The sequence below is a fragment of the Chitinophaga sp. CCNWYY40 genome (assembly GCF_037483205.1).
GTDB classification, from domain to species: Bacteria; Bacteroidota; Bacteroidia; order Chitinophagales; family Chitinophagaceae; genus Chitinophaga; species Chitinophaga ginsengisegetis.
Map to the genome: position 1 here is coordinate 22,917 of NZ_JBBHLF010000007.1, position 24,494 is coordinate 47,410.

A 24,494-nucleotide genomic window follows, 5' to 3' on the forward strand; every position below is an offset into this window, starting at 1 on the left:
GATTTGTAATACGCGAAGTAACGAACATACCGTTATTAGTACAATAAAATGTATAAAGTATACAACGTATTTCGCAGTTCCTTATCTTAATTTTCGTCTTCCTTATGCAAAAGAATGCTATTATAGATGCAGCCCGGGACTATGTTATAGCCCAGTATCAGCAACACCCGCGCCCTAACCTGGTTTATCATAATCTCGTACATACGCAACAGGTAGTACAGGCTGCCGGACAAATTGCGGCCCATTACCGCCTTCAGGACGACGAATTAGCGGCAGTATACGTAGCTGCCTGGTTTCATGATGCCGGGTACCTGCTGGGCGAAGGCAGTGCCCACGAAGAAAACGGCGCCAAAGAGGCCCTGCAATTCTTACAGCAACAACAGGCGCCGGAAAATGTTCAGTCGATGGTGCAAGGCGCCATCCTGGCTACCAAAATGCCCCAGTCACCCCACAACCTGGTGGAACAGATTGTTTGTGACGCCGATCTTTCACACCTGGGATCCAAAGAGTACTCCGACCGGAACAAGCTGCTCCGGCACGAAATGGAACTTACCTACCAGAAGGATATTCCTGCCGTGAAATGGCTGAATACCAATATCACCTTTTTAACGGAGCATCACTACTGGACCGACTACGCGCAGACCCTGTTTAAACAACAGAAAGAAGAGAACCTGGAAAAGCTGAAAAAGAAGCTGGAGAAAAAAACAAAGGAAGCTGCGGAAGATAATCTTACCGCTATCACCGCCACTCCCGGCGCCGGTACTTCCGATACCCCGCCGGCTACCTTCACTGAAAAAAAGAAAAAAGACAAGGATAAAGAGAAGTCAGGCAAATCCGAACGTGGCGTGGAAACCATGTTCAGAACCACTTCCACCAATCATATCAGGCTAAGCTCTATGGCCGACAGTAAAGCGCATATCATGATTTCGGTGAATTCCATTATCATCTCCGTGATATTGAGCGTACTGGTAAGGCGACTGGAAGATTATCCCAACATGGTAATTCCTTCCATCATTTTCCTTTTCACGGCCGTACTCACCGTGATCTTCTCCGTGCTGGCCACCCGCCCGAATGTAACCAGCGGTACCTTCACCAAAGCAGATATTGAAAAGAAAGACGCCAATCTCCTGTTTTTTGGTAACTTTTATAAGATGCACCTGGAAGAATACCAGTGGGGAATCAAGCAGATGATGGATGATTCTGAATTCCTGTACAGCAGCATGACGAGAGACATTTATTACCTGGGCGTAGTACTGGGTCATAAATACAAACTGCTGCGTATTTCCTATAATATTTTCATGTTTGGTCTTATTATTTCTGTATTCGCTTTCCTGATTGCAGCAATTTTCTTCCCGGTAAAAGCATAATGATTCATGGGTGTTCCTTTATATAACCGCGATCTGAGCTGGTTATCCTTTAATTACCGGGTGTTGTTGATGGCGGCAGACCAACAGGTACCACTATACGAAAGGATTAAATTTCTTTCCATCTTCTCTTCCAACCTCGACGAGTTTTTCCGGGTGAGAATGCCGGCCATACTTACCATTAACCGGGTGCTGGAAAATGATCCGGCAGCCGGGGAAAATGAATCCATCAGCAGCGATACGTTACAACAGGTGTTGCAGGAAATAAACCGGCAGCAACAGGAATACGGACAGATTTTCACCGGCAGCGTATTGCCTGACCTGCGGACACAAGGCGTACAGTTGTATTATAACCAGCCGCTGCAGCCTGCCCATCTTGCCTTTACAAAATATTATTTCCTTACTACCGTACTGGCTTATTTACAGCCGGTATGGCTCAATGGAAAACATAAGAAATTATTTCTTGAAAACAACCAGCTGTACCTCGCAGTAACACTGGTGCCTGAAAATAATACCAGCATCCAGGAATTTGTGATTGTGAATATCCCCGCCGACCTGCCGCGTTTTCAGCAGCTGCCGTCGCTGGAGGGCGTTCATTACATTGCTTTCCTCGATGATATTATCCGCGCGCATCTCTCTTATCTTTTCCCTGGCTATACGGTGGAAAGCTGCCATAGCGTGAAGCTTACCCGTAATGCGGAAATGGATATGGATGAAGTGAAAGGCGATATCCTGGAAGAAGTAGAAACGCTGATCCGTAAACGTGAGTTGGGCGTGCCTACGCGCTTCCTGTATGATGCCGCTATTTCCCGGTCGCTGCTACATTTCCTTGCCATCCAGTTTGATGTGCAGGACGATGAGCAGGTAATGGGCGGACGTTATCATAACCTGAAAGACCTGGCTAGCCTGCCAGCACCAGCAGGGCTATTACACGTAGATTATCCCAAAGTAATACCCGCCGAAAATAAGGCCATTGTGGCTACCGACCGGTTACTGGACCTGGTGTTACAGCAGGATTTGCTGGTACATCTCCCCTATCAGCGCTATGATTATATCCTGCGCTTTTTTAATGAAGCCGCGGCAGATCCGGATGTAGCCGAAATATATGTAACGCTGTACCGCATTGCTTCCGGCTCACAGATTGCACAGGCGCTGATCAGCGCAGCAAAGAACGGGAAAAAGGTAACGGTGTTTGTGGAACTGAAAGCCCGCTTTGATGAAGCCAATAATATCCGCTGGGCAAAGAAAATGAAGGATGCCGGCGTAAAACTCATTTATAGTATTCCGGGGATGAAAGTGCATGCCAAAACTGCATTGGTAAAGCGTAACCGCGGCTACCAGTGGGATTATTGCGGCCTCATTGCTACCGGTAATTTTAATGAAAGCACTGCACGTTTTTACACCGATCATGTTTTGTTTACCGGGCATAAGGATATTACCCGGGAGATGGAACTGCTGTTCCTGTACCTTCAAAGCAGGGAACAACCAGCGGGTTACCAGTTTTTGCAGTTCCAGCATTTGCTGGTAGCACAGTTTAACATGACGGAACGTTTTACCGGGTTGATAGACCGGGAAATTGTTCACGTAAAAGAAGGAAAGCCCGGCAGAATCATCATCAAAATAAATAACCTGCAGGAAAGGGGGATGATCAGTAAACTGTATGAAGCCAGCCAGGCTGGCGTACAGATAGACCTGATTGTGCGCAGCATCAATTGCCTGGTGCCGGATATCGCGGAAAGTAAAAACATCCGCATCATACGGATTGTAGACCGGTACCTGGAACATGCGCGGGTATTCATCTTCCATAATAATAACCAGGAAGAAGTATATATGGGTTCGGCAGATTGGATGAACCGTAACCTCCATCGCAGGATAGAAGTATGTGTGCCGGTGTATGATCCTGCGTTGCAGCAACAGCTGAAAGATATTGTCCGGTTGCAGCTGCAGGACCCTGCCAAAGCCCAGCTGGCCATCCAGCAGTATGTGCAAAATATAGTGTAAATTAGATATCCTGATTAATAGTTTTTTTATGAAGAAGTTTGTTTGGACGTTGTTATTGAGTATAGCTTTTGCAATTCCTGCCACGCAGGCGCAAACACATGACCTGGAACATATTTATAACCCTGCTGCCGATGCAAAGGCGGACATTGCAGCAGCAGAACAAAAAGCAGCGAAGGAGCAGAAACATGTGTTGCTGCAAATTGGCGGCAACTGGTGTATCTGGTGTAAGCGGTTGTATAAATTTATAGAAGATGATGCCGAGCTGAAAGCAGCATTGAATGATAATTATGTAGTGTACCATCTTAATTACAGCAAGGAAAACAAGAACCTGCCTGTTCTGAAAGAGCTGGGCTATCCGCAGCGTTTTGGTTTCCCGGTGCTGGTAATACTGGATGCGAAAGGTAACCGGCTGCATACACAGAATTCCGGTTTGCTGGAATCGGCAGATTCCTATGATAAAAAGAAAGTGCAGGAGTTCCTGAAACAATGGTCACCCGCTGCGTTGCAGCCTTCCCATTATATCAACGAATAACATCGTCATGGATAACGGCATTACCACTTTCAACACGGATGCTGTGCAATCTTTTCAGAAGTTTGCACAGCATCCGTTTAAGTTTTCGGCCTACCTGTTCTGGAAGCTGCCGGCAGCGTGGCTTTCAGGAGTGCGGTTAAAATCGCTGGAAGCCGATACCTGTGTAACCACTGTTCCTTTCCGCTGGTTGTCGCAAAACCCTTTCCGGTCTACCTACTTTGCCTGTTTAGCGATGGCCGCTGAACTCAGCACCGGTTTACCGGCGATGATGTATGTACGCAGCGCTCCACGGCGTGTATCCATGCTCGTTACCGGCATGGAATCCACTTTTGTGAAAAAAGCCACCGGCGTTACCACGTTTACCTGTTCAGAACTCCCGCTGCTGAGAGCCGCTATAGAACGGGCGCTAAATGATAATTCCGCGGAAACCGTTACCCTCCGCAGTGAAGGCCGGGATAAAGACGGCATATTAATTGCCTCCTTCGCCATCACCTGGTCGTTTAAATGTAAATCGTAAAATGGTGAACGCCGTTCACTCTAAATATCTGATATGAAAATTGCATTTCATGGCGCTGCGCGCACTGTTACCGGATCAAAACACCTGATCACACTTAAGAATGGCAAAAAGATTTTATTGGATTGTGGCATGTTCCAGGGCATGGGTCATGAAACAGATTCCCTTAACAGGGACTTCGGATTTGATCCGCAGGAAATAACGTACATGGTGCTATCGCATGCACATATCGACCACTCCGGCCTTATACCGCGGCTCGTGAAGCTTGGATACCGGGGCGATATTTTCTGCACACCCGCTACCCGCGATCTGGCAGAAATACTGTTGCTCGACTCCGCCGAAATACAACGCGATGATGCGAAGTTCACCAATAAAAAAATGGCGAGAGAAGGGCTCCCTTTTGTAGAGCCGCTATATAGTGTAGATGATGCTAAACTATCCATCGACCGGTTAAAGCCGACTGGTTATAATACCTGGACGCATATTGACAAGGATATACAACTGATGTTCACCGACGCCGGACATATTGTGGGGGCGGCAGCTGTACACCTGCGTATTACAGAAAACGGTAAAACAGAGCAGATCTCTTTCAGCGGTGATATTGGCCGCTATAATGATGCTATACTGAAATCGCCGGAGGTGTTTCCACAGGCAGATTATATCCTGATAGAATCAACCTATGGCAGCACGCTGCATGCAGATGCCGCTCCTGCAGATGCTGAACTGCTACGGCATATCCGGGAAACCTGTATGGAAAAAAGAGGTAAGCTGATTATTCCTGCTTTCAGTGTAGGCCGCACGCAGGAGTTGTTGTACGCATTGAACAATGCGCAACTGGCAGGTAAGCTGCCGAGGGTTGACATTTTTGTAGACAGTCCGCTTTCCACAGAAGCTACTGCCGTTACCAAAGCGCATCCCGAAGTATTTAACAGGGAGGTAGCTAATATCCTGAAAAAGGACGATGATCCGTTTGACTTCCCCGGTCTTCATTATATCAAAACAGTAGACGAGTCCAAAGCGCTGAATTTCCGCAAGGAACCTTGCGTGATCATCTCAGCATCGGGCATGGCAGAAGCCGGGCGTGTGAAGCATCATATTGCCAATAACATCGACAATGCCCGTAATACCATTCTTATTGTTGGTTATTGCGAGCCGCAATCACTAGGTGGTAAGCTGATGCGTGGCGCTAAAGAGGTATCTATTTATGGTACCCGTTTCCATGTAAATGCGGCGGTGGGCGTGATCCGTTCTATGAGTGCGCATGGCGACTATGAAGATCTGAGCCAGTGGCTGGCCTGCCAGCATCCGAAAGATGTGAAAAAACTTTTCCTGGTACATGGGGAGTACGATGTGCAGCAAATCTTCAGGGAATGGTTGATTAAAAAAGGCTTCCTGGATATAGAGATCCCGGAGCGGCATTATGAAACCGGCCTCGCATAAAAATATTCAGCCAATGGGAAAACGGATTGTTTTCCCATTGGCTACTCTTCCACAAACGGGAACCACAGGTTTACCCTTGTTCCCAGCGCTTTCCCTTCTTCATCTGTCAGGTCTTCAATATCGAAGCTGGCATCTACATTAAAGCGGCTGTTATATAATGAAAGGCGGTCGCGCGTAATTTGCAGTCCGCGGGATTGATGGCGGGGTTTGCTGAGGCGCTTCATTGCTGCAGATTTTTCCCGCCCGATACCGTTATCTTCTATGGTACATAAAATGCGGTCATCTACCTTTTTAAAGGTGATGGTTACTTTTCCTTTTCCTTTTTCGTGCAGCAAACCGTGCCAGATGGCGTTTTCCACAAATGGCTGGATGATCATGGTAGGCACATCCACCATGTTGGCATCGAGTGCCGGATCCACAATAATCTCGTATTCAAATTCGTCGCTGAAGCGGAGTTTTTCCAGTTCCATGTAGTTTTCCAGTACGCTGATTTCCTGGGCTACCGTAGTATTGTTGAGTTGTGAATTATCGAGTACGTTACGGATTAGTTTTGCAAAGCGGCTCAGGTAGGCCAGGGCCTGTTCTGTTTCGCTTTTCATCATAAAGGTTTGGATAGAATTCAGCGCATTAAAAATAAAGTGTGGATTCATCTGGGCACGTAGCGCTTTCATTTCCAGCTGCGCAATTTGTTGTTGTATGGCTTCGCGTTGTTTTGCTTCTTTTTTGATACCTGCAATACGTAACCTGTAATAAAGATATACCAGTGAAACGGCCAGCAGCAGGCACAATAGCCGGAACCAGGAAGTTTGCCAGAAGGCAGGTTTAATAAAGATCTGCAGTGTAGTGATATGTTCAGAGAAGGTACCGGCGGTATTTACGGCCCGCACGCGGAACGTATAGTTGCCCGGAGGCAGATTGGTATATTTTGCTACCAGGATATTATCTGTAAGCACCCAGTTTTCGTCTACCCCTTCCAGCTGATAGTAATAGCGGATCTTTTCTTCGTGGTATAGCAGGCTTTTGAATTCTATGCTGATAAAGTTTTGTTTATAGCTGAGGGTAACCGGCACGCTGTCTTGCAGGGCGGCGTGGATCAGCACAATACTGTCGAGCGCTTTCAGGTTTACGATCGTTACATCCGGCGGCGGTGGCGCCACGCGCAGGCTGGCGGGATCAAAAGCCACAATATGATCTGATGCGCCTACAAGGAGATTGCCGTCGTCCAGCTTCACAATACGGCGTCTTACCTTGCGGGTGTTATCAATGATATCGTCGCCCTGGATGAATGTTTCCAGGCGGTCGGCCGCCACATGGTAGCGATAAAATCCGTATTGGGTGGTGAACCATATTTTGCCGGGGCCATCTTCTTCCATGCTCAGTACCCACTGATCAAACAGTTTAGTGTTGATGAGGAGCGGCTTATAGGTGTGCTTCCGCGTGTTATACACCCACAGGCCGTGATCAGTGCCAGCCAGTAATATAGTGTCGTTAAAACGGCGTAAGCTTGTAATGTTGCTATATCTTTTTGTTTCCAGTTCAAAGGTTTGGCGATGTACGATGCGGCGTGAGCGGGTGTTGAACTGTATGAGCCCTGCGCTGCTGGAGCCGAGCCACAGGAGGGAGTCTCCTTCCGGAACGATATCCATTACAGAAACGGGTCGTTTTAGAGAATCTACTATTTCATGATAATGTTGAAAAGTATTTTGCTGCGGGTTCCAGCTGGCGAGTCCGCGTTTATACAGGCCGATCCAAACGGTGGTGTCGTGTTGTGGTTTCAGGTTGAGTATTGTTTGTTCATAAAGTACCGGGGAAGTAAGATGTTTTGTAAATTTCCCGGTAGCGGGATTAAACAGGGAGAGGAATGCGTTTTCCTGTCCGACGATGATGGTGCCGTCTTTCAGTTCAGCGAAGGTCCATACCAGTCCGCGTTCTTCCGGCAGGGTGTATGCGGGTTCCCCGTCGTCGTGTACATAGTTGCGGATCAGTTCCAGGTTGGCGTTTAAGTGGCTAAAGCCTTTGCCCCAGTATCCTACGTATACATCTCCATTGGAAGCCTGGAAAATGCCTGTTACTTCTGTTGCCGGGAGGTGTTGGGTGGTATTTGGGAAAGTGGTTCTGTTATCGAGGATACGGAATGTTTTGTTGTGGAGGCTGAGGATATTTACGCCCAGATCGGTGCCTATCCACAGGTGGCCTTCGCGGTCGCTGAGAAAGCAATTGGCTTCGTAGGTGTAATGAAATCCTTTAGGATCTGCATTATTGGCGATGATGTTCAGATCAAAGTGTTTCAGTTCGCGGTTATAGCGGAGTATCCCGCCTTTTTCGGTGGCAATCCAGAGGTTATTATCGTTGTCGTTTACCAGGTCGAAGATGGCGTCATAATCTTCATTATCTTTTTTACCGCCGGGCGCTTCGAAGGTATAGTTCGTGAGTTGACGGGAGGCGGGATCGTAGTTGTATAAGAGTCCGTGCCGGCCGGCGAGCCATATTTGGTGATGTGGATCGGTGAATATTTTCTTGAAGGTATTATCGATATTGAGTACCGGCAGTTTCAGCGGGTTATTGGCGGAGCTGTATAAATTTTTCCGCTGGCGGTCCAGGATGTACAGGCCGTGTTTTCCGCTGATCCACAGGTTGCCGCTTTCATCTTCCATGATGGCGTCCATCATCTGGATGCGGTCTGCTTCGGGGATGATGGCTGCTTTCTGGAAGTTAAGTGCTTTTTCGTTGAAGCGTAGTAGTCCGTCGTGCGTGGTAGCCCATATTACGCCATCGTGATCTTCGAGGATCTGGCTGCATTGCAGCCCTTCCGGGCGAACGTCCCTATCGGCCACCAGCAGGGCTTTTACCTGGTCTGTAACGGGGTCGTATACACGAATATTATCGGGTGTTCCCATCCAGATGCGGCCTTTTTTATCTTCGCAGAGGCAGATATCATCGTAGTAGATGGAACCGGGCACCCGGTCGAAACTGGCTACTGTTACGAGGTTGGTACCATCGTAGCGTTGCAGTGCGGTGCTGGCAATCCATATAAAACCTTTCCGGTCCTGCATAATGGCGGATACGTGGTTGCTGGCCAGGCCGTTGCTGATATCGAGGTGGGTGAAGTTGTAGCTGGCGGTTTCCCGTTTCTGGGCATTAACGGCGGTGAAGGACAATAGCATCCATAGCAGGTAAAAGCTATACCTGACTACTTTTTGCCATTGTTGGGCGTGCGCCTTTATATGACCGTTAATCATTTCAGTTTCAGGGAAAGGAGTGCTGTTGGAATAAATGTACTAAATGTTGTTGTGAATTTGATGCAGGAGACGACCCTGCCGCAAAACTTTCACCGGGGAAAGAGAATAAAATGGCTGAAATAAAAAAAGGACCTCTTTGCAGAGGTCCTTTTTCTTGTACCACGTACGGGATTCGAACCCGTGATTCCTCCGTGAAAGGGAGGCGTCTTAACCCCTTGACCAACGCGGCATTTTTCGTTTGGGATTGCAAAGATAGGAAAATGTTTTACAAACCAAAATTTTTTTTCGATTCTTTATCAAAGGTAAGAAGATTGTGCTTTTGAAGGCAATTTATTGCTTCAATCCTGCGATTAAATTTATCGTTAATGCTACCACAAACGTGTTCAGCAAAAAGGATAACAAGCCATGTGCCAGCGCTGTACGGCGGATCAATCTGCCGGTGATATCCACATCTGATACCTGGAAGGTCATGCCTATCACGAAGGCGAAATAGGCAAAGTCGATATAGTCCGGCTTTTTCTCTTTGGGGAACTCCAGCCCTTCCGCCTGTTTCGTATTATCGTCTTCGGCATCGTCGTAATACAGATGCGCATAGTGAAAAGTGAGGGTGGTATGTACCATTGTCCAGGAAGCCAGCATACCGGAAACGGCTACCGGGAGGTACAGGATCTTTGAAAGACCCGTCAGCTCTTTTGACAACATCATTAACAACACCAGTACCAGGCTCGCTACAGATGCGAGCAACACCGTTAAAGTAACGTAAGTGCGGCTACCATCGTCGATCCTCGCCCATGTACGGATCTCCTGTATGGTCCGGTTGAAGAAAACGATCCAGCCGGTGGAGATATAGGAAATGGCAAAGATGTTCCATAAAAGTGCAGACAATACCAACGGATGTACCTCTATCTTCAGTAATAAAAAAATAATAAACACCGCGAAGGTGAACCCCAAACTCACCAGCACCCGTTGTAACGGATGCATACTCACCAGCAATGAAGCAACTTTCTTTTTTCTCATACCCGGAAACTTGTTACTTAAAGATACGAAGGTAATCCACTGCATCATCAAAGGTTAAAAATAAGAACATCTCACCTGTCGCAGAGAAGTCCGTTTGGCATTATCCATTCTCTTAAAATAATATCCAACAGATATTTCGTGTGTGCCGTTGTTGTAAGTGCGGTATTTGTTTAAAGCATAATCAAAGGCATATCCTATTCTTAATTCCGGCAGCACAAATACTTCCGCCATTGCTATTACAGCACCGGGTTTGGCAAGGCCCTGCTGCAAAGCCGGCTTGTTATACAGCTCCACCGCTGTACGGTATCCGCCTCCCAGCCAAACCAGTTCCTTCAGTAATACAAACATATTCAGATCAAGACTGGTAGGTCCTGCCCTGTCGTCTTTCAACAGGAAAGATGGTTTCAGGAATACATCGTCATTCATCCTGAGCAATGCACCGCCGGTGAAATAAAAGTGTGGTTTAGGCGCCGGGATAAAATGACCCAATGGTTTATTTTTTGCCTGGTACTGGGCCGTAAGATTATCTGCCGAAAAACCAACAAACCAGTTTTCGGTAGCATAATATGCGCCCGCCCGGATATCGAATAACAGCATGTGTTGGGTGGCTCCGCCAAGATTTGGTTCGTTGGGATTGGTAAACTCCAGCTCATTGGGATTGAGCCCCTGTTGTACGATACCTGCACCAATACCAAATGCCAGCCGGCCGGTTTCACCTCCCAGTGGAATGCGGTATGCATAATTGCCATATGCCGCTAACTGGCTCTGGGCGCCTATTTTGTCGTGCGACACCTGCAGCGCAAGCCCTACCCGGTCGTTATTCAGGCTGCCATCAATTGCCAGCGACATGGTTTCCGGCGCACCGGGAACACCCACCCACTGATTCCTGTAAAACGCATGCGCATTCAGTTCCTGCCGGTATCCCGCGTAAGCGGGATTTATATAGATGCCATTAAAGATATACTGGCTGAACTGCGCATCCTGCTGCGCCTGCAACTGATGCCAGCTGCAAAACATGCTTACCAGGAAAACAAAATATCTCTTCATACACATAGTAAATGTTTATGGCTTCAGTAAACTGATATATCCTTTAAACTCCTGCCAGTGGCCGTTTTCATCCTTCACCCGCAGCAAGTAGAAATAAGTGCCTGCATTTAATCCTTTTCCGTTCCAGTTTTGCGTATATCCTTTTTGTTCAAATACATGATTGCCCCAGCGGTTGAGAATAGTAAGTTCATTTTCCGGATAAAGTTCCAGGCCACTGATGATAAACACTTCGTTCACGCCGTCGCCGTTGGGAGTAATTGCATTGGGAATATGCAACGCCAATACTTTCAGCTGATGCGTACTGGTGTTATTCTGCAATACGTTATCATCTTCAGTGGCGGTAACAGTAGCGGTATTGCTGACCAGTCCGGGTTCCAGGACTTTTACCTTAATAGATAAAGAAGCGGTCATGCCTTTTTGCAGACTATTCATTTTCCACAGCACCGTATGATCGTTTGCTTCGTAGGTAGCGGAACCCATTGTGGGCACTGATAGCAGGTCCATTGCCAGGTAACGGGGTAGTTTATCTGTTACCACTATGCCGGTAGCATTTGCCGGACCGTTATTCACCACCGTTAAATAGTAGTTGAAAGTGCTGTTCACACGGATGTTTCCCTTATCGCCAGTTTTGGTGATCTGCAGATCTGCATCCGGTCCCCTGCCGGTTATTTCGGCGATAATAACTGCTTCAGACGGTTCCGACATACAGTCGTTACCGTTATATGCCTCTACGGTATACCTGCCCGGCGTTGCGGTAACATATTCCGCCAGCGTAGCGCCGGTGATGGACACGCCATCGCGGTACCACTGGTAGTATTGCGCATTGGTGGCAGTGGCTGTAAGCTTTACCTGCTGACCGGGCATGATATACCTGACCGGTGGTGACTGCGACCATGCGGAAGTCATCCACCAGCCGAGGATTAAAAAGATAACAGTTATTTTTTTACCCATACAGATTACTGGATAGTAATAACCGGTTGACCTGGTTTAGGCGTAACAGTGATCACGGCTGGTTGTCCGCCGGATTGCGCAGTAGCGGTATAATCGCCGCATGCTTTCACCGTGTAAACCACTTTCACGCTGTAGTTATATTTTTTCTCGGTACCGGGTGTAGACACGGCCGGTTCCACAATGGTGTAATCAGCACCTGTGCCTACATCTGTTTTAGAGGCGGGCACGCCTACTTCCTGTTTAGACCATACATATTTCAATTCGAAATCGCTTATTGTATAGTCTTTCAGGCCGGTAATTTTGCGGGGCGGAGTGGTAAACGTTACCGTGCTTTTGAGGTTGATTGCTTTCGGGCCGGTGGGCGCACCGTTGGCCGCACAATAGGTAAGGTTTGGATTATTCGCCGGATCTACTTCCGCAGCAATGGTTAGGTTTGGTAACACATACACCGTGAAAATCACCGGATCGGCCGGGCACTCAGACGCGCCCGTAGCGGCAGTTACCTGGTAGGTGTGCCAGCCGGGTGTAGCGGATGATACATTCAGTTTTTCATTGACAGGAACGGCTGTTGCAGGCAGCGCGCCGGGGTTCCCGTTTACATCAATCTCCTGCCATACCCAGCTGGTATAAGGCACAGGGGTTCCTGTAGCAGTGGGATCGGTTAAACTGGAGGTAAGTGTAAACGCAGATTGATCCGTACAAAACAAGGTAGTACCTGTGGAGGTAGAAGTACCTTTTGAAGCATCATTGTTATCCGACAGATCTGCCGGTGTTTTGATGAGTGTAGTGGTTTGTGCGCGGACTCCGATGGTACACAGCACTAAAAATACGCCCAGCAGGTACTTAATAGCAGGATGGCGTAAAACAGGGATCATTAAAACGGGATGGAAAAGCCGGTGCATTCCGGATGTAGCAATCTTCATATGTCAAGGGTTTAATTGAATGGTGAGTAACGGTTTTCCGGGACGGGGTTCCACTGTAACGTGAACGGGCACACGATTACTGACAACGCTGCTGCATCCGTTCCGTATGGCTTCCACATACCAGGTAAAATTTCCCGGGCTGGTAATTACCGGCGTATAGTCGTTACCGGTAGATAGCAATGTATTGTCTGTGCTGTACCATTTATACACTGCACAGGGGTCTGCATTGGTAATATTGAATTTCAGTTTGTCTGCGTCTTTAATACATATTGGGCCGGGGGTGAGATTACCATTGATGGTAAGCGAGTACACCGGTACCGGCGATACTACTTTTACATCATAGATGCGCAGGGAAGAGAGGGCGCCTACAACGCCGCCCATTTGTATGTCTACCCGGTCGAAGGCCGCAGGGATAGCGGCAGCCAGCACGTACTTTTGTCCCGGCCCGCTCAACAGGCGGAGACTCAGCAAACTGCTGCTATTGGTGATGGGGCTTCCTGCGGGTGTTGTTCCGAGGTAAGGTTGTATGGTGAAACCAGTGAGGAGACTAAGGTCGAGCAGCCCTCCGCCAGGGTCTTGTAATACAAGATATACCGAATCACCCGCTTTCGCGGGCGTATTAAATACAACAGTTTCAAACACCTGGCTCAGCACCTGTACGCCGGTGTTCAGTTGAGCGTAAGTGGAGAGAGAAGGATCATTGTCGATCGCGTTCCATTTATTTACTACGCCGCCGGTAGCGGAAAGCAGGTTTACGCCGCCTGCGCGGATGCCTGCCAGTACATCGATGGCCTGGTCGCAACTGATATCACCGGGCGGGTCCTGCATGATCCAGGCATCGTATACGCCCATATTCATTGCCAGTCCGGCTATGCCGGAAAGTTTTATCCATACGCCATCATAGGCCACCGGGTTACCGGCAGCGTCTTTCGGCGTGAAGGTAAGTTCCATATCACCGGCGCCGTTCAGGAGGGATAACAGGTTGCCCACCGATGAGGATACACCTGCTGCTTTTTCTGTACCATTGTCGTATACGAAAGGTTGTACAGTAGCGGACGACCCCGCACCCAGGAGGTTGGTAGGGTAAATAATTTTTACGCTGAGAGGTGTGCCGGCAGCCACCTGTGAATTGAAACGAAGGTATTGAGTGGCGAAGGTGAGTCCTAACAGCGGAATGGGTGCATTCAGTGTAGAGAAGGTAACGGGATTGGCATCGGCGGCCAGTGTTTCATTATCCACCCAACCTAAAAGGGAGGCCGTTCTTTGGCCGGAGACGTACTTTCTCACTTTAGGTACAGGGCAACCGGTTTGAGCGTGTATCTGAAGCGGGAAATAAATGAAGCATACCAGTGTAGCATACCATATCCATCCGGCAGATCCAGGTAACAGGGAATTGATAATTGCTTTCACGGCACGCAGAGGGATACGCATAAGGATACTTAGTCGCTTAATATATCGGGATATCGGTTCGGTATGGCTAAAGTATTGTAATAATCGATGTTGTAGCGGGTTGCGGGAATGAATGAATAAAATGAATAAATGAGTGAGAGGATTAAAAATGCACAAAATGAACAACGCGGGATAAATATTTTACATGAAATAATATATATATTATTATGAATTTATATTAAATATCACCGGGAGAGATGTGGGAAACTGGCATTAAAAGCCGGATGAACATATTTTGACATTTTCCTGCAACCTTTTTCTACTTCTCACGTCTGATACATACTATGTACCCGGGACGCCCTCCTATTCTTTCTGATAAGGACATGATAAAAAAGATCATGGAGGGTGACCGTCATGCTGCTACGTTATTGATCCGTAGCACCGAAAAACTGGTGGCGAATATTGTCTTTAGGATGATTAATAACTATGCAGACAGAAAGGATCTGATACAGGATATTTACCTGAAGATCTTCAGGTATCTTCCGAAATTCCGTTTTCAATCCAAACTGTCTACCTGGGTTGCGCATATCAGCTACACCACTTGCCTGGACCATTTGCAAAAATACAGACCAGAACTGATCGACATTCCTGATGATGATGAATGGCTTTTACCCGAAATTGCCTGGCAGAAGATCAACAGGGAGACGCTGGACGCCAGCCAGTTACTCTCTGTAAAAGAAAGATCGGAAATCCTGGAAAAGCTCAGTGCTACGTTGCCACCTCTCTATCGGACACTTATTACTTTATTCCATAAAGAAGAACTCAGTATCGATGAGATCATGAATATCACAGGGCTCCCTGCCGGAACAGTCAAAAATTATTTATTCCGGGCAAGAAAAATACTGAAGGAACGATTACTTGATTATTATTCAAAGGAATATTTATGAGCAAGATACACTTAAGCGAAGAACAGCTGCAGCGCTATGCGCTGGATGGGTTTGCGGACCCGGTGGCTGTGGAGCATGTGTCAGATTGTATCCATTGCCAAATGCAGATCAGTGCCTACCAAACGCTCTACAGCCATATCAGGGAAGCGGAAGCGTCTCTGCCGGATTTCAACACGGAGCTGCTCATTCCTGATTTACTATCTGAAGTGAATGCACCTGATAAAAAGGAAGCCTGGTATCTCTATAGTTTGCTGTCCGGAGCCATTGGGCTGCTCGTCGCCGGATTGATAGTATACTGGAATACGATCAGCTGGATTTTTTCGGGCATAGGTACTATTGGCCTGGTATTGAGTCTGGTGCTGCTATCCGGCATATTAGCGATGCAGTTTATAGAGCTATATGGCACTTACCGGAAAAAGATGAAGGCATTAAATCCTGAGTAAAGCTGCAACCTGATCACCGGTATTAAGGTCTAACTATTACAAGTGGATTCATCACCACTTAAAAACAATTTATGCAGATGAAAAAAATAATCTCAATCAGTTTCTTAAGTGCCTGCCCGGCTTCCGTTCGCGCTGATGACGGCGGTTTTATGCTCGCGGATGGCACCTATATTCCCGATGTGATTATCCGTACAGTCATCATCATCCTGTTATTTTATGTAGCGACGAGTTTTTTGTTAACGCTGATCCGCATGCTGCTTAATCATCGTCTTAAAAGTAAAATGATCAGCAGGGGGATTGATGCAGCTGAAGCAGAAAAGATGCTGCGGATTGGTGCAGAAAGCAAAGATTATGCAATGAAATGGTTTTTGCTCCTGCTCAGTGCGGGTATTGGCTTAACGGTGATCGGCAACTTCCCATTCGGATGGCTTTCAGTTGCCACAGTGGCCTTCAGCTTATCGCTGGGTTTCGCCGGATATTATTATTATCTGAAGAAAAGAAATACTGTAAGCCCGTTATGAAAAAAGATCTGCTATTTGCCCTGTCATTTATACTTTTGCTGGTCCCTATCCAGGCATGTAATCACAAGCCTCAAAAGGCTCCCGTATCGCAGCCACGGAAAAGCAGCTACATTTTCTCTCCGGTGACAGCAATTCCTGCATTACCGGTTATCAGCCAGAACAGCTCAGGTACCTGCTGGAGTTTTGCCACCACCTCTTTCCTGGAATCAGAGATCATCCGGTTGAAGGGAGAAAAGATTGATCTTTCGGAGATGTATTTTGTAAGATGCGCCTATTTACTGAAGGCCCGGAATTATATCCTGCGGCAAGGCACTGCGCGCTTTACTGAAGGCGGCCTTAATCATGATCCTCTCATCAGCTCAGCTGAATTCGGGTTATTGCCGCAAACAGAATATACCGGGCTGATAAACGGAAATAAGGAACACAATCATTTCAAAATGTTCAAAGAATTAGAAAGCACCGTAAAAAAATATGCAGATCCTGCCAATAAGCTGGGTGCCGGATGGAAAAAGGAGGTGCCTTCCAAACTGGATAGTTTTTTAGGGAAGGTACCGGATGAATTTATATATGAAGGAAAAACATATACTCCTGTGAGCTTCCTTGCCTACACGCAATTAAATCCCGATGATTACCTGACCATTACTTCTTTCACCCATGTTCCTTTTTATAAACCGTTCGTATTGAGTATACCGGCAAACTGGGCTAATGAACGGTTTTATAACCTTCCCCTTGATGAATTTATGGAAAACATAGACCATGCAATCGACGCCGGGTTCTCCCTGGCCCTTGACCTGGATGGCACCGAACCTACATTTACCGCCGGATTAGCTGTATTGCCCGAAAAACAGGAAGATAACGAGCTTATACTTACTGAAGCCAGGCCGGAGAAAAAAGTTTCCCAGGAAATGCGCCAATCTTCCTTTGAGGATTTCAGCACCACAGATGATCACCTCGTACATATTACCGGCAAGCTGAAAGACCAGTACGGCAACATCTATTATAAAGCAAAAAATTCATGGGGGCCCGAAGCGGGAAACCAGGGATTCATCTACCTGAGCGTTCCTTATATGAGAATGAAAGGGATCTCGGTGCTGCTGCATAAACACGGGTTGACGGATTCAACGGGGAGTAAGCTTTTCAGGGAGTGAGAAAGATTAAAATAAAAAAGGGTTCTTCAAAACAGAAGAACCCTTTTTTTGTACCACGTACGGGAATCGAACCCGTGACTCCTCCGTGAAAGGGAGGCGTCTTAACCCCTTGACCAACGCGGCGCATCATTTTCGGATTGCAAATGTAGGACGTTATTTTAAATTTCCAAAAAATATTTTCATAACCTAAAATTATATTGATTAATAAGGGTATTGATTGTAAATTCGCTCTCGATTTTTTCATACTCAAATCACGATGTAAAATGGGAACTACTCTCAAAATTGGTATTAATGGTTTCGGTCGTATCGGCCGTTTGGTATACCGCCAGATTTACAAAATGCCCGGCATTGATGTGGTAGCTATCAATGACCTCACCAGCCCCAACGTGCTGGCGCATTTGCTGAAATACGATTCAGCACAGGGTAGATTCGATGCAGACGTTAAGCATTCTGAAAGCGCAATCAATGTGAACGGTGAAGATGTGAAGATATATGCACAGAGAGATCCGTCTCAAATTCCCTGGAAAGAACATGACATCGATGTAGTGATCGAATGTACCGGTTTCTTTGCTGACAGGGATAAAGCTGCCGCTCACATTACTGCCGGCGCTAAACGTGTAGTTATTTCTGCTCCTGCTACAGGTGATCTGAAAACGATCGTTTTCAACGTAAACCACGAAATCCTGGACGGCAGCGAAACAGTTATTTCCTGCGCATCCTGCACCACCAACTGTCTCGCTCCTATGGCGAAAGTTCTGCAGGACACTTACGGTATTGCTACCGGTTTAATGACCACTGTTCACGCTTACACCAACGACCAGAACACCCTGGATGCTCCACATCCAAAAGGTGACCTGCGCCGTGCACGTGCTGCTGCTGCCAACATCGTACCTAACAGTACCGGTGCTGCAAAAGCTATCGGCCTGGTATTACCGGAACTGAAAGGCAAACTGGACGGTAGCGCACAGCGTGTTCCTACCATCACTGGTTCTTTAACTGAGCTGACTACCATCCTCAATAAAAAAGTAACTGTTGACGAAGTAAACGCCGCTATGAAAGCTGCTTCCAACGAATCTTTCGGTTATACTGAAGATGAAATTGTAAGCTCTGACATCATCGGTATTAACTTCGGTTCCCTGTTTGATGCCACACAAACTAAAGTACTCACTGTTGGCGAACACCAGATGGTTAAAACCGTTTCCTGGTACGATAACGAAATGAGCTATGTATCTCAGCTGGTTCGTACTGTAAAGTACTTCGCCGGTCTGATCAGCAAATAATAAATCATGACAGGTACTCCCGGTGCAAACCGGGAGTCTTTAAATTCCGCGGAACTACACCATAGCAGCAACTGGCCAGATTCATCTGGTTATATACCCGCTTTGCGCTGTTAGTACCGCGGTTTTTTAATTTACCCCTTCTCGTTATCTTAAATTGATACATTATGAGCAAATTTTCTGATTATAACTTCAATGGCCGCAAAGCCTTGATCCGCGTGGATTTCAACGTACCCTTGAATGATAAGTTCGAGATCACGGATGACACCCGTATGCGTGCAGCAGTTCCTACCATCCAGAAAATCCTGAAAGATGGCGGCGCCGTTATCCTGATGTCTCACCTGGGTCGCCCGAAAGATGGTCCTACCGATAAATACTCCTTAAAGCACCTGGTATACCACCTCATTTCTTTACTGGGCGGCGTAACCGTGAAATTCGCGGAAGACTGCACCGGTCCTGTGGCTGAAAAAGCTGCTGCAGATCTGCAGATGGGCGAAGTACTGCTGCTGGAAAACCTGCGTTTCCACAAGGCAGAAGAAAAAGGCGATGCCGCATTTGCTGAACAGCTGTCGAAACTGGGCGATGTTTATGTAAATGATGCATTTGGTACTGCTCACCGTGCCCACGCTTCCACCGCAGTGATCGCACAATACTTCGCACCTGAAAACCGCATGTTCGGCTTACTGATGGAAGCAGAAGTAAACAGTGCACAAAAAGTACTCAACGACGCAGCATCTCCCTTTACAGCAATACTGGGCGGCGCTAAAGTAAGCGATAAGATCCTGATCATCGAAACCCTGATGGACCGCGCCAACAACCTGATCATTGGTGGTGGTATGGCCTACACTTTCCTGAAAGCCCAGGGCAAAGAAATTGGCAGCTCCCTCTGCGAAAATGATAAACTGGACCTGGCAAATGAACTGGTGGCAAAAGCAAAGGCAAAAGGCGTACAACTGTTACTGCCGGTTGATTCCATTGCAGCAGATAAATTTGCTGCAGATGCAAATACACAGGAAGTTTCCAACGACAACATCCCTGCCGGATGGATGGGCCTTGACATAGGACCTAAGTCTGTAGCCCTTTTCAGCGAAACTATTGCTGCCTCCAACACCATTTTATGGAACGGACCAATGGGCGTATTTGAAATGGCGGCTTTCCAGGCTGGTACCAAAGGCGTGGCAGAAGCTATTGTAACCGCTACTGCCAAAGGAGCTTTCTCCCTTGTAGGCGGCGGCGACTCAGTGGCAGCCGTAAACCAGTTCGGTATTGCAGATAAAGTAAGCTATGTTTCTACCGGTGGTGGCGCATTGCTGGAGTTCTTTGAAGGAAAGGAACTGCCAGGTATTGCCGCTATCAGCTAAGCAACCGGCTAATATATTCCATAAAAAAGCTATTACAGCGATAACCGTATGCAAAGATTTAATCTACCGCAACGGGCCATCTCTGTAATAGCTTTTTGCTTTTTTATATCTTGCAGTTAACCATTAATATTTCCTGTCATGAATAAACGCTTTCTCTGGTACCCGGTGATTATTGGCATTTTTGCGGCGCTGATCTGGGTGATTCTTCAGAAGGGCCAATCTTTACCGGTGAATCCGCACACTGTTATTCCTCCTGCTCCGGCAGCGGCGGCTACAGCCTCCGGCAGCTGGTGGCGCTACCTGGAAAATCTGAAACATCCGCTGGGGTTGTTGCTGTTGCAGATCATCCTGATCATGCTGGCAGCGCGGGTATTCGGGATCATCGCCAATAAACTGAAGCAGCCTGCGGTGGTGGGCGAGATCATTGCCGGTGTATTGCTGGGTCCTTCCCTGCTGGGTTGGGTGGCTCCGTCGTTTTCCGGTTTTTTATTTCCTGCAGATTCCCTGAAAAACCTCCAGTTCCTCAGCCAGATAGGGCTTGCCTTCTTTATGTTTATTGTAGGGATGGAGCTGGACATCAGTAAAATCAGGAATAAAGCGCACGATGCGGTGATGATCAGTCATGCCAGTATTATTATTCCTTTCTTCCTCGGCGTTTGGCTGGCATATTTCCTCTTTACGCAGTTTGCTCCTGCCAATGTCAGTTTTTTGTCTTTCGCGCTGTTTATGGGCATCGCCATGAGCATTACCGCTTTCCCGGTACTGGCCCGTATCGTACAGGAACGGAAATTAACCAATACACCGTTGGGTATTATGGCGATTACCTGTGCCGCAGCAGATGATGTTACAGCCTGGTGTATCCTGGCGGTAGTAGTGGCGATTGTGAACGCCGGTGGAATTGTGAGTGCGCTGGTGACCATTCTGCTGGCGATTGTATTTGTAGCAGTGATGTTGCTGGTGGTGCGGCCCTGGCTGAACAGAACCATGCAGACGCAGATGGCGAAAGGCCATCAGAAAGCAGCGGTATCCCTGATATTTTTCATGCTGCTGATATCTGCATGGATAGCGGAAGTGATCGGGATTCATGCCTTGTTTGGCGCGTTCCTGGCGGGTGTGATCATGCCTCATGGAACCAATATCAAACAATTGCTGACAGATAAACTGGAAGATGTGAGCGTACTATTATTGCTTCCTATCTTCTTTGTATATACCGGGTTAAGAACGCATATCGGTTTATTGAACCAGGGCGATCTGTGGGTCGTATTCGGAATGATCATGCTGGTGGCCGTGACGGGAAAATTTGGCGGCAGCACTGTTACCGCGCGCTTAATGGGGCAAAGCTGGCGGCAGTCGGTTTCCATTGGCGCATTAATGAATACCCGCGGATTGATGGAGCTGGTGGTATTGAATATCGGGTTTGACCTGGGGATCCTGTCGCCGGAGATATTTGCCATGATGGTGCTGATGGCGCTGGCCACCACCTTTATGACCGGGCCGTTGCTGGACCTGGTAGCTTTCAGTGAAAAACGTAAAGGTCTGCTTACAACCTGATACCAGAGCCATTATAAATAAAAAGAGACCGCTGATGATCAGCGGTCTCTTTTTTTATTTCGTATACCCTTACGGGTGATTATTTCTTTGTGGTAGTTTTCTTTTTAGCAGTTGTCTTCTTTTTAGCGGTATAATGATGCTTTTTGGAAGAATAATGTTTTTTGCTGCTGGTAGTGGTGGTTGCTTTTTTAGCAGACGTATTCTTTTCTGCCATTCTCACCGGCGGCGGGAATTTGGATTTATCCACTCCTACTGCTTTATCGTCCAGTGTCATCTGAACAGATTCTTTCAGCATTTCATTTTTTTCTGCCATGAACAGCTTCATCTTTTCTTTCGGGATGCGCAGGTCATAGTTATTTTCGGCGCTGGCCATTGCTTTGGAGAAGCCTGGGTTGAAGCGGTCTAATTCGGCCAGGTTCATATCCAGTTTCTTTGCAATTGCTTCCAGGCGGTATTTGCCGGTTACATTGATTTCAACAGTGCTGAAAATTTCATCTTCTGTTAAAGGGCCTCTTGCAACGGGAGCAGACAGGTTATCTGCTACAGGTACATTCACGGTGATGGTGTTATCTTCACTTACACCAAAGAAGTTATTGAACTTATCGAGGATATAACCGGTAGCGATGAATTTATAAACATGGTTACGGGATTCTGCTGGCAGAAAATATTGCATGCCCCAGAAATCGGTACGGCCACTGGCTTTGATAGCGCGTTGAACGCCACCTGCGCCACAGTTATAAGCAGCAACTACCAGTAACCAGTCGTCGAACTGTGCATACAGCTGATTGAGGAACTGGGCGGCGGCCAGGGTAGATTTATAGAAATCTTTTCTTTCGTCTATTTTCTTACCTACACTTAAACCAAAAATGCGGGCAGTTCCGGCCATAAACTGCCAGGCGCCTACTGCACCCACTCTTGAGCGGGCATTGGTGTTAAAGCTGGATTCAATTACTGCGAGGTATTTCATTTCCTCGGGTATACCATTATCACGGAACACCTTTTCAATCATATTGAAATAGGGTTGTCCTTTATCGATCATGATTTGCAGATGCTGACTATACCGGGTGGCATAGTTACTCACGTAACCGGCAACCAGGTTATTGTTGATCTGTTCATACACTTTCGCGCTGCGGATGGTGTTAGGCAGGCTCTGAGCGGCTTTCTTCACTGCCACGGACGTTGGCGATGGCAATAAAGCGGTATCCTTTGGTAAACGTACCTTGTGATTCAGCTTTACTACAGAAGTATCAGGTGAAAATACCGGATACGCCATCTCTTTAGGATTGCTATTGCCCCCCATTGCACTCACACTCATTAAACTTGTTGCTGGCAACAGCAGTAGTAAAAAGATTTTTCTCATACAATTTATTTTATTTAAACAACAGTAACCTGTTCCTTAGCCATCAATTGATGCGCTATATGTAACAAGTTTGCTTCGCTAAACTTCTTTGTGATGATCTGTACACCGTATGGCATCCCGTTTGAATGCCGGTACAAAGGAACGGATATAGCCGGAACCCCTGCCAGATTTGCCAGTACCGTATAAATATCAGCCAGGTACATAGCTATAGGGTCATCAGTTTTCTCCCCTAATTTAAATGCTGTGGATGGCACAGTTGGCATTAAAATGGCGTCGTATTCTTCTAATATATCGTTGAGTTTTTCTGTTACAAGACGCCTAACCTGTTGTGCCTTAGTATAATATGCGTCATAATAGCCTGCACTCAGCACAAAAGTCCCCAGTAATATACGACGTTTTACCTCTTTCCCAAACCCTTCGGATCTACTTTTTTTGTAAAATTCTGTCAGGTCCAGGTTTTTTTCAGCGGTTCTGTGTCCATATTTTACCCCATCAAACCGGGATAAGTTGGAGGAAGCTTCTGCTGTAGTGAGTACATAATATGCCGGAACTACATGGTCGAGGTATTCAAAACTCTTTCCTGATACCGTATGACCTAAAGACTGCAAACTTTCAAAGAAATCAATATAGCCGTTCTTCATTTCTGCATCCAGTCCATCATGGTACTGTGCATCCCTTAAATACGCAAATTTGAATGTTTTATTGTTTTCCAGCTGTGCTTTATAATCCGGTACTTCTTTTTGAGAAGCAGTACTATCAAACTCATCCGGACCGGCAATCACCTGTAGAACAGCTGCCACATCGGCAATATCCTTGCCAAAAATGCCTATCTGGTCAAATGAGGAGGCGTAAGCGATGAGTCCGTAGCGGGAAATACGGCCATAAGTGGGTTTCAGGCCAATTATACCGCAAAAGTCCGCCGGCTGGCGAACAGAGCCACCGGTATCGCTACCGAGGCTCACCTGGCACAGATCTGCCTGTACTGCAACGGCAGAGCCCCCGGAGGAGCCACCTGGTACGCGGGTATTATCCAAAGCGTTCAGGGTGGGGCCATAAGCGGAGTTTTCATTGGTAGATCCCATTGCAAATTCGTCGCAGTTGAGGTTACCAATGATAATAGCATCTGCTGCCAGCAATCTTTCGATGGCGGTGGCAGAGAACAGGGAAGTAAACCCTTCCAGTATGTGGGAAGCGGCACTTACATTATGGCCTTTATAGCAGATCACATCTTTAATACCTACCACCACACCTGCGAGTGCGCCCAGCTTTTCCCCGTTTTTGAGGCGGGTATCGAGCTCGCGTGCTTTCTCCAGGGCTTCCTCTTCGTATACTTCCAGGAAGGCATTCAAGTGTTTTAACTGAGCTATACGGTCGAGGTAATAACGCACCCTCTCCGCACAGCTTGTGCTGCCGGCGTATAATGCTTTATGGAAAGTGATTATACTGCTGAATTCAGACAAGACTAAACC

The 24,494-nt window shown here is 47.1% G+C and carries 20 protein-coding genes and 2 tRNA genes; 12 read left to right on the plus strand and 10 right to left on the minus strand.

Annotated features, from left to right (window positions below; genetic code table 11):
* Positions 1-104 precede the first annotated feature (104 nt).
* Genes V7S65_RS25635 through V7S65_RS25655 form a run of 5 tightly spaced genes read left to right on the plus strand, consistent with a single transcriptional unit; the run spans position 105 to position 5,851 of the window.
* Positions 105-1,367: a Pycsar system effector family protein gene (locus tag V7S65_RS25635; protein WP_079473619.1), complete on the plus strand. Its 1,263-nt coding sequence runs from the start codon at positions 105-107 to the stop codon at positions 1,365-1,367.
* Between the two features lie 6 nt (positions 1,368-1,373).
* A complete protein-coding gene (gene ppk1 / locus V7S65_RS25640; RefSeq protein WP_336389062.1) occupies positions 1,374-3,365 on the plus strand; it encodes a polyphosphate kinase 1 in 1,992 nt (663 codons plus the stop codon).
* A gap of 28 nt (positions 3,366-3,393) precedes the next feature.
* Entirely contained in the window at positions 3,394-3,897 is a 504-nt protein-coding gene (locus V7S65_RS25645) for a thioredoxin family protein (RefSeq protein WP_336389061.1), read from the plus strand.
* Positions 3,898-3,904: 7 nt separating this feature from the next.
* Positions 3,905-4,414: a DUF4442 domain-containing protein gene (locus V7S65_RS25650; RefSeq protein ID WP_079473616.1), complete on the plus strand. Its 510-nt coding sequence runs from the start codon at positions 3,905-3,907 to the stop codon at positions 4,412-4,414.
* Positions 4,415-4,447: 33 nt separating this feature from the next.
* Complete coding sequence (locus V7S65_RS25655) at positions 4,448-5,851, plus strand: MBL fold metallo-hydrolase (protein ID WP_336389060.1); 1,404 nt, start codon at positions 4,448-4,450, stop codon at positions 5,849-5,851.
* A gap of 41 nt (positions 5,852-5,892) precedes the next feature.
* Here the strand turns inward: V7S65_RS25655 and V7S65_RS25660 are convergent, their stop codons facing one another.
* From V7S65_RS25660 to V7S65_RS25690, 7 genes are all read right to left on the minus strand, one after another.
* The gene (locus tag V7S65_RS25660) at positions 5,893-9,090 is read right to left on the minus strand and encodes a ligand-binding sensor domain-containing protein (protein WP_336389059.1); all 3,198 of its coding nucleotides are present in this window, start codon (positions 9,088-9,090) and stop codon (positions 5,893-5,895) included.
* A gap of 157 nt (positions 9,091-9,247) precedes the next feature.
* Positions 9,248-9,319, minus strand: a tRNA-Glu gene (locus V7S65_RS25665).
* Positions 9,320-9,420: 101 nt separating this feature from the next.
* The gene (locus tag V7S65_RS25670) at positions 9,421-10,107 is read right to left on the minus strand and encodes a DUF1345 domain-containing protein (RefSeq protein ID WP_079473649.1); all 687 of its coding nucleotides are present in this window, start codon (positions 10,105-10,107) and stop codon (positions 9,421-9,423) included.
* A gap of 54 nt (positions 10,108-10,161) precedes the next feature.
* Positions 10,162-11,154 carry a PorP/SprF family type IX secretion system membrane protein gene (locus tag V7S65_RS25675; protein ID WP_336389058.1) on the minus strand — a complete coding sequence of 331 codons (993 nt, stop codon included), beginning with the start codon at positions 11,152-11,154 and terminating at the stop codon, positions 10,162-10,164.
* Between the two features lie 15 nt (positions 11,155-11,169).
* Positions 11,170-12,105 (minus strand): T9SS type B sorting domain-containing protein, encoded by a 936-nt coding sequence (locus V7S65_RS25680; protein WP_336389057.1) that lies wholly within the window; start codon positions 12,103-12,105, stop codon positions 11,170-11,172.
* Between the two features lie 5 nt (positions 12,106-12,110).
* Positions 12,111-13,028: a hypothetical protein gene (locus V7S65_RS25685; RefSeq protein WP_336389056.1), complete on the minus strand. Its 918-nt coding sequence runs from the start codon at positions 13,026-13,028 to the stop codon at positions 12,111-12,113.
* Between the two features lie 3 nt (positions 13,029-13,031).
* Positions 13,032-14,459 (minus strand): immunoglobulin domain-containing protein, encoded by a 1,428-nt coding sequence (locus V7S65_RS25690; protein ID WP_336389055.1) that lies wholly within the window; start codon positions 14,457-14,459, stop codon positions 13,032-13,034.
* 341 nt (positions 14,460-14,800) lie between these two features.
* Between V7S65_RS25690 and V7S65_RS25695 the strand changes: the two genes are divergently transcribed.
* From V7S65_RS25695 to V7S65_RS25710, 4 genes are all read left to right on the plus strand, one after another.
* Complete coding sequence (locus V7S65_RS25695) at positions 14,801-15,364, plus strand: RNA polymerase sigma factor (RefSeq protein WP_339546620.1); 564 nt, start codon at positions 14,801-14,803, stop codon at positions 15,362-15,364.
* Positions 15,361-15,807, plus strand: coding sequence for a hypothetical protein (locus tag V7S65_RS25700; protein ID WP_336389053.1), 447 nt, complete (start codon positions 15,361-15,363; stop codon positions 15,805-15,807). The genes V7S65_RS25695 and V7S65_RS25700 overlap by 4 nt, the downstream gene beginning before the upstream one ends.
* A gap of 77 nt (positions 15,808-15,884) precedes the next feature.
* A complete protein-coding gene (locus tag V7S65_RS25705) occupies positions 15,885-16,328 on the plus strand; it encodes a hypothetical protein (RefSeq protein ID WP_336389052.1) in 444 nt (147 codons plus the stop codon).
* Positions 16,325-17,476 carry a C1 family peptidase gene (locus V7S65_RS25710; protein WP_336389051.1) on the plus strand — a complete coding sequence of 384 codons (1,152 nt, stop codon included), beginning with the start codon at positions 16,325-16,327 and terminating at the stop codon, positions 17,474-17,476. Before V7S65_RS25705 ends, V7S65_RS25710 begins: the two co-directional genes overlap by 4 nt.
* A 51-nt stretch (positions 17,477-17,527) precedes the next feature.
* Here the strand turns inward: V7S65_RS25710 and V7S65_RS25715 are convergent.
* A tRNA-Glu gene (locus tag V7S65_RS25715) sits at positions 17,528-17,599 on the minus strand.
* Between the two features lie 140 nt (positions 17,600-17,739).
* Here V7S65_RS25715 and gap point away from each other — a divergent pair.
* The 3 genes from gap to V7S65_RS25730 all read left to right on the plus strand — a co-directional run bounded on the left by gap (position 17,740) and on the right by V7S65_RS25730 (position 21,665).
* Complete coding sequence (gene gap, locus V7S65_RS25720; protein ID WP_079473609.1) at positions 17,740-18,756, plus strand: type I glyceraldehyde-3-phosphate dehydrogenase; 1,017 nt, start codon at positions 17,740-17,742, stop codon at positions 18,754-18,756.
* A gap of 164 nt (positions 18,757-18,920) precedes the next feature.
* A complete protein-coding gene (locus V7S65_RS25725; RefSeq protein WP_111579954.1) occupies positions 18,921-20,114 on the plus strand; it encodes a phosphoglycerate kinase in 1,194 nt (397 codons plus the stop codon).
* A gap of 138 nt (positions 20,115-20,252) precedes the next feature.
* Positions 20,253-21,665, plus strand: a complete 1,413-nt coding sequence (locus V7S65_RS25730) for a cation:proton antiporter domain-containing protein (RefSeq protein WP_111579953.1) — start codon at positions 20,253-20,255, stop codon at positions 21,663-21,665.
* Positions 21,666-21,744: 79 nt separating this feature from the next.
* Here V7S65_RS25730 and V7S65_RS25735 read toward each other — a convergent pair whose 3' ends face one another.
* On the minus strand, positions 21,745-23,025 hold the full coding sequence (locus tag V7S65_RS25735) for a lytic transglycosylase domain-containing protein (RefSeq protein WP_079473606.1): 1,281 nt from the start codon (positions 23,023-23,025) through the stop codon (positions 21,745-21,747).
* Between the two features lie 14 nt (positions 23,026-23,039).
* A complete protein-coding gene (gene gatA, locus V7S65_RS25740) occupies positions 23,040-24,485 on the minus strand; it encodes an Asp-tRNA(Asn)/Glu-tRNA(Gln) amidotransferase subunit GatA (RefSeq protein ID WP_336389050.1) in 1,446 nt (481 codons plus the stop codon).
* Between the last annotated feature and the right edge of the window lie 9 nt (positions 24,486-24,494).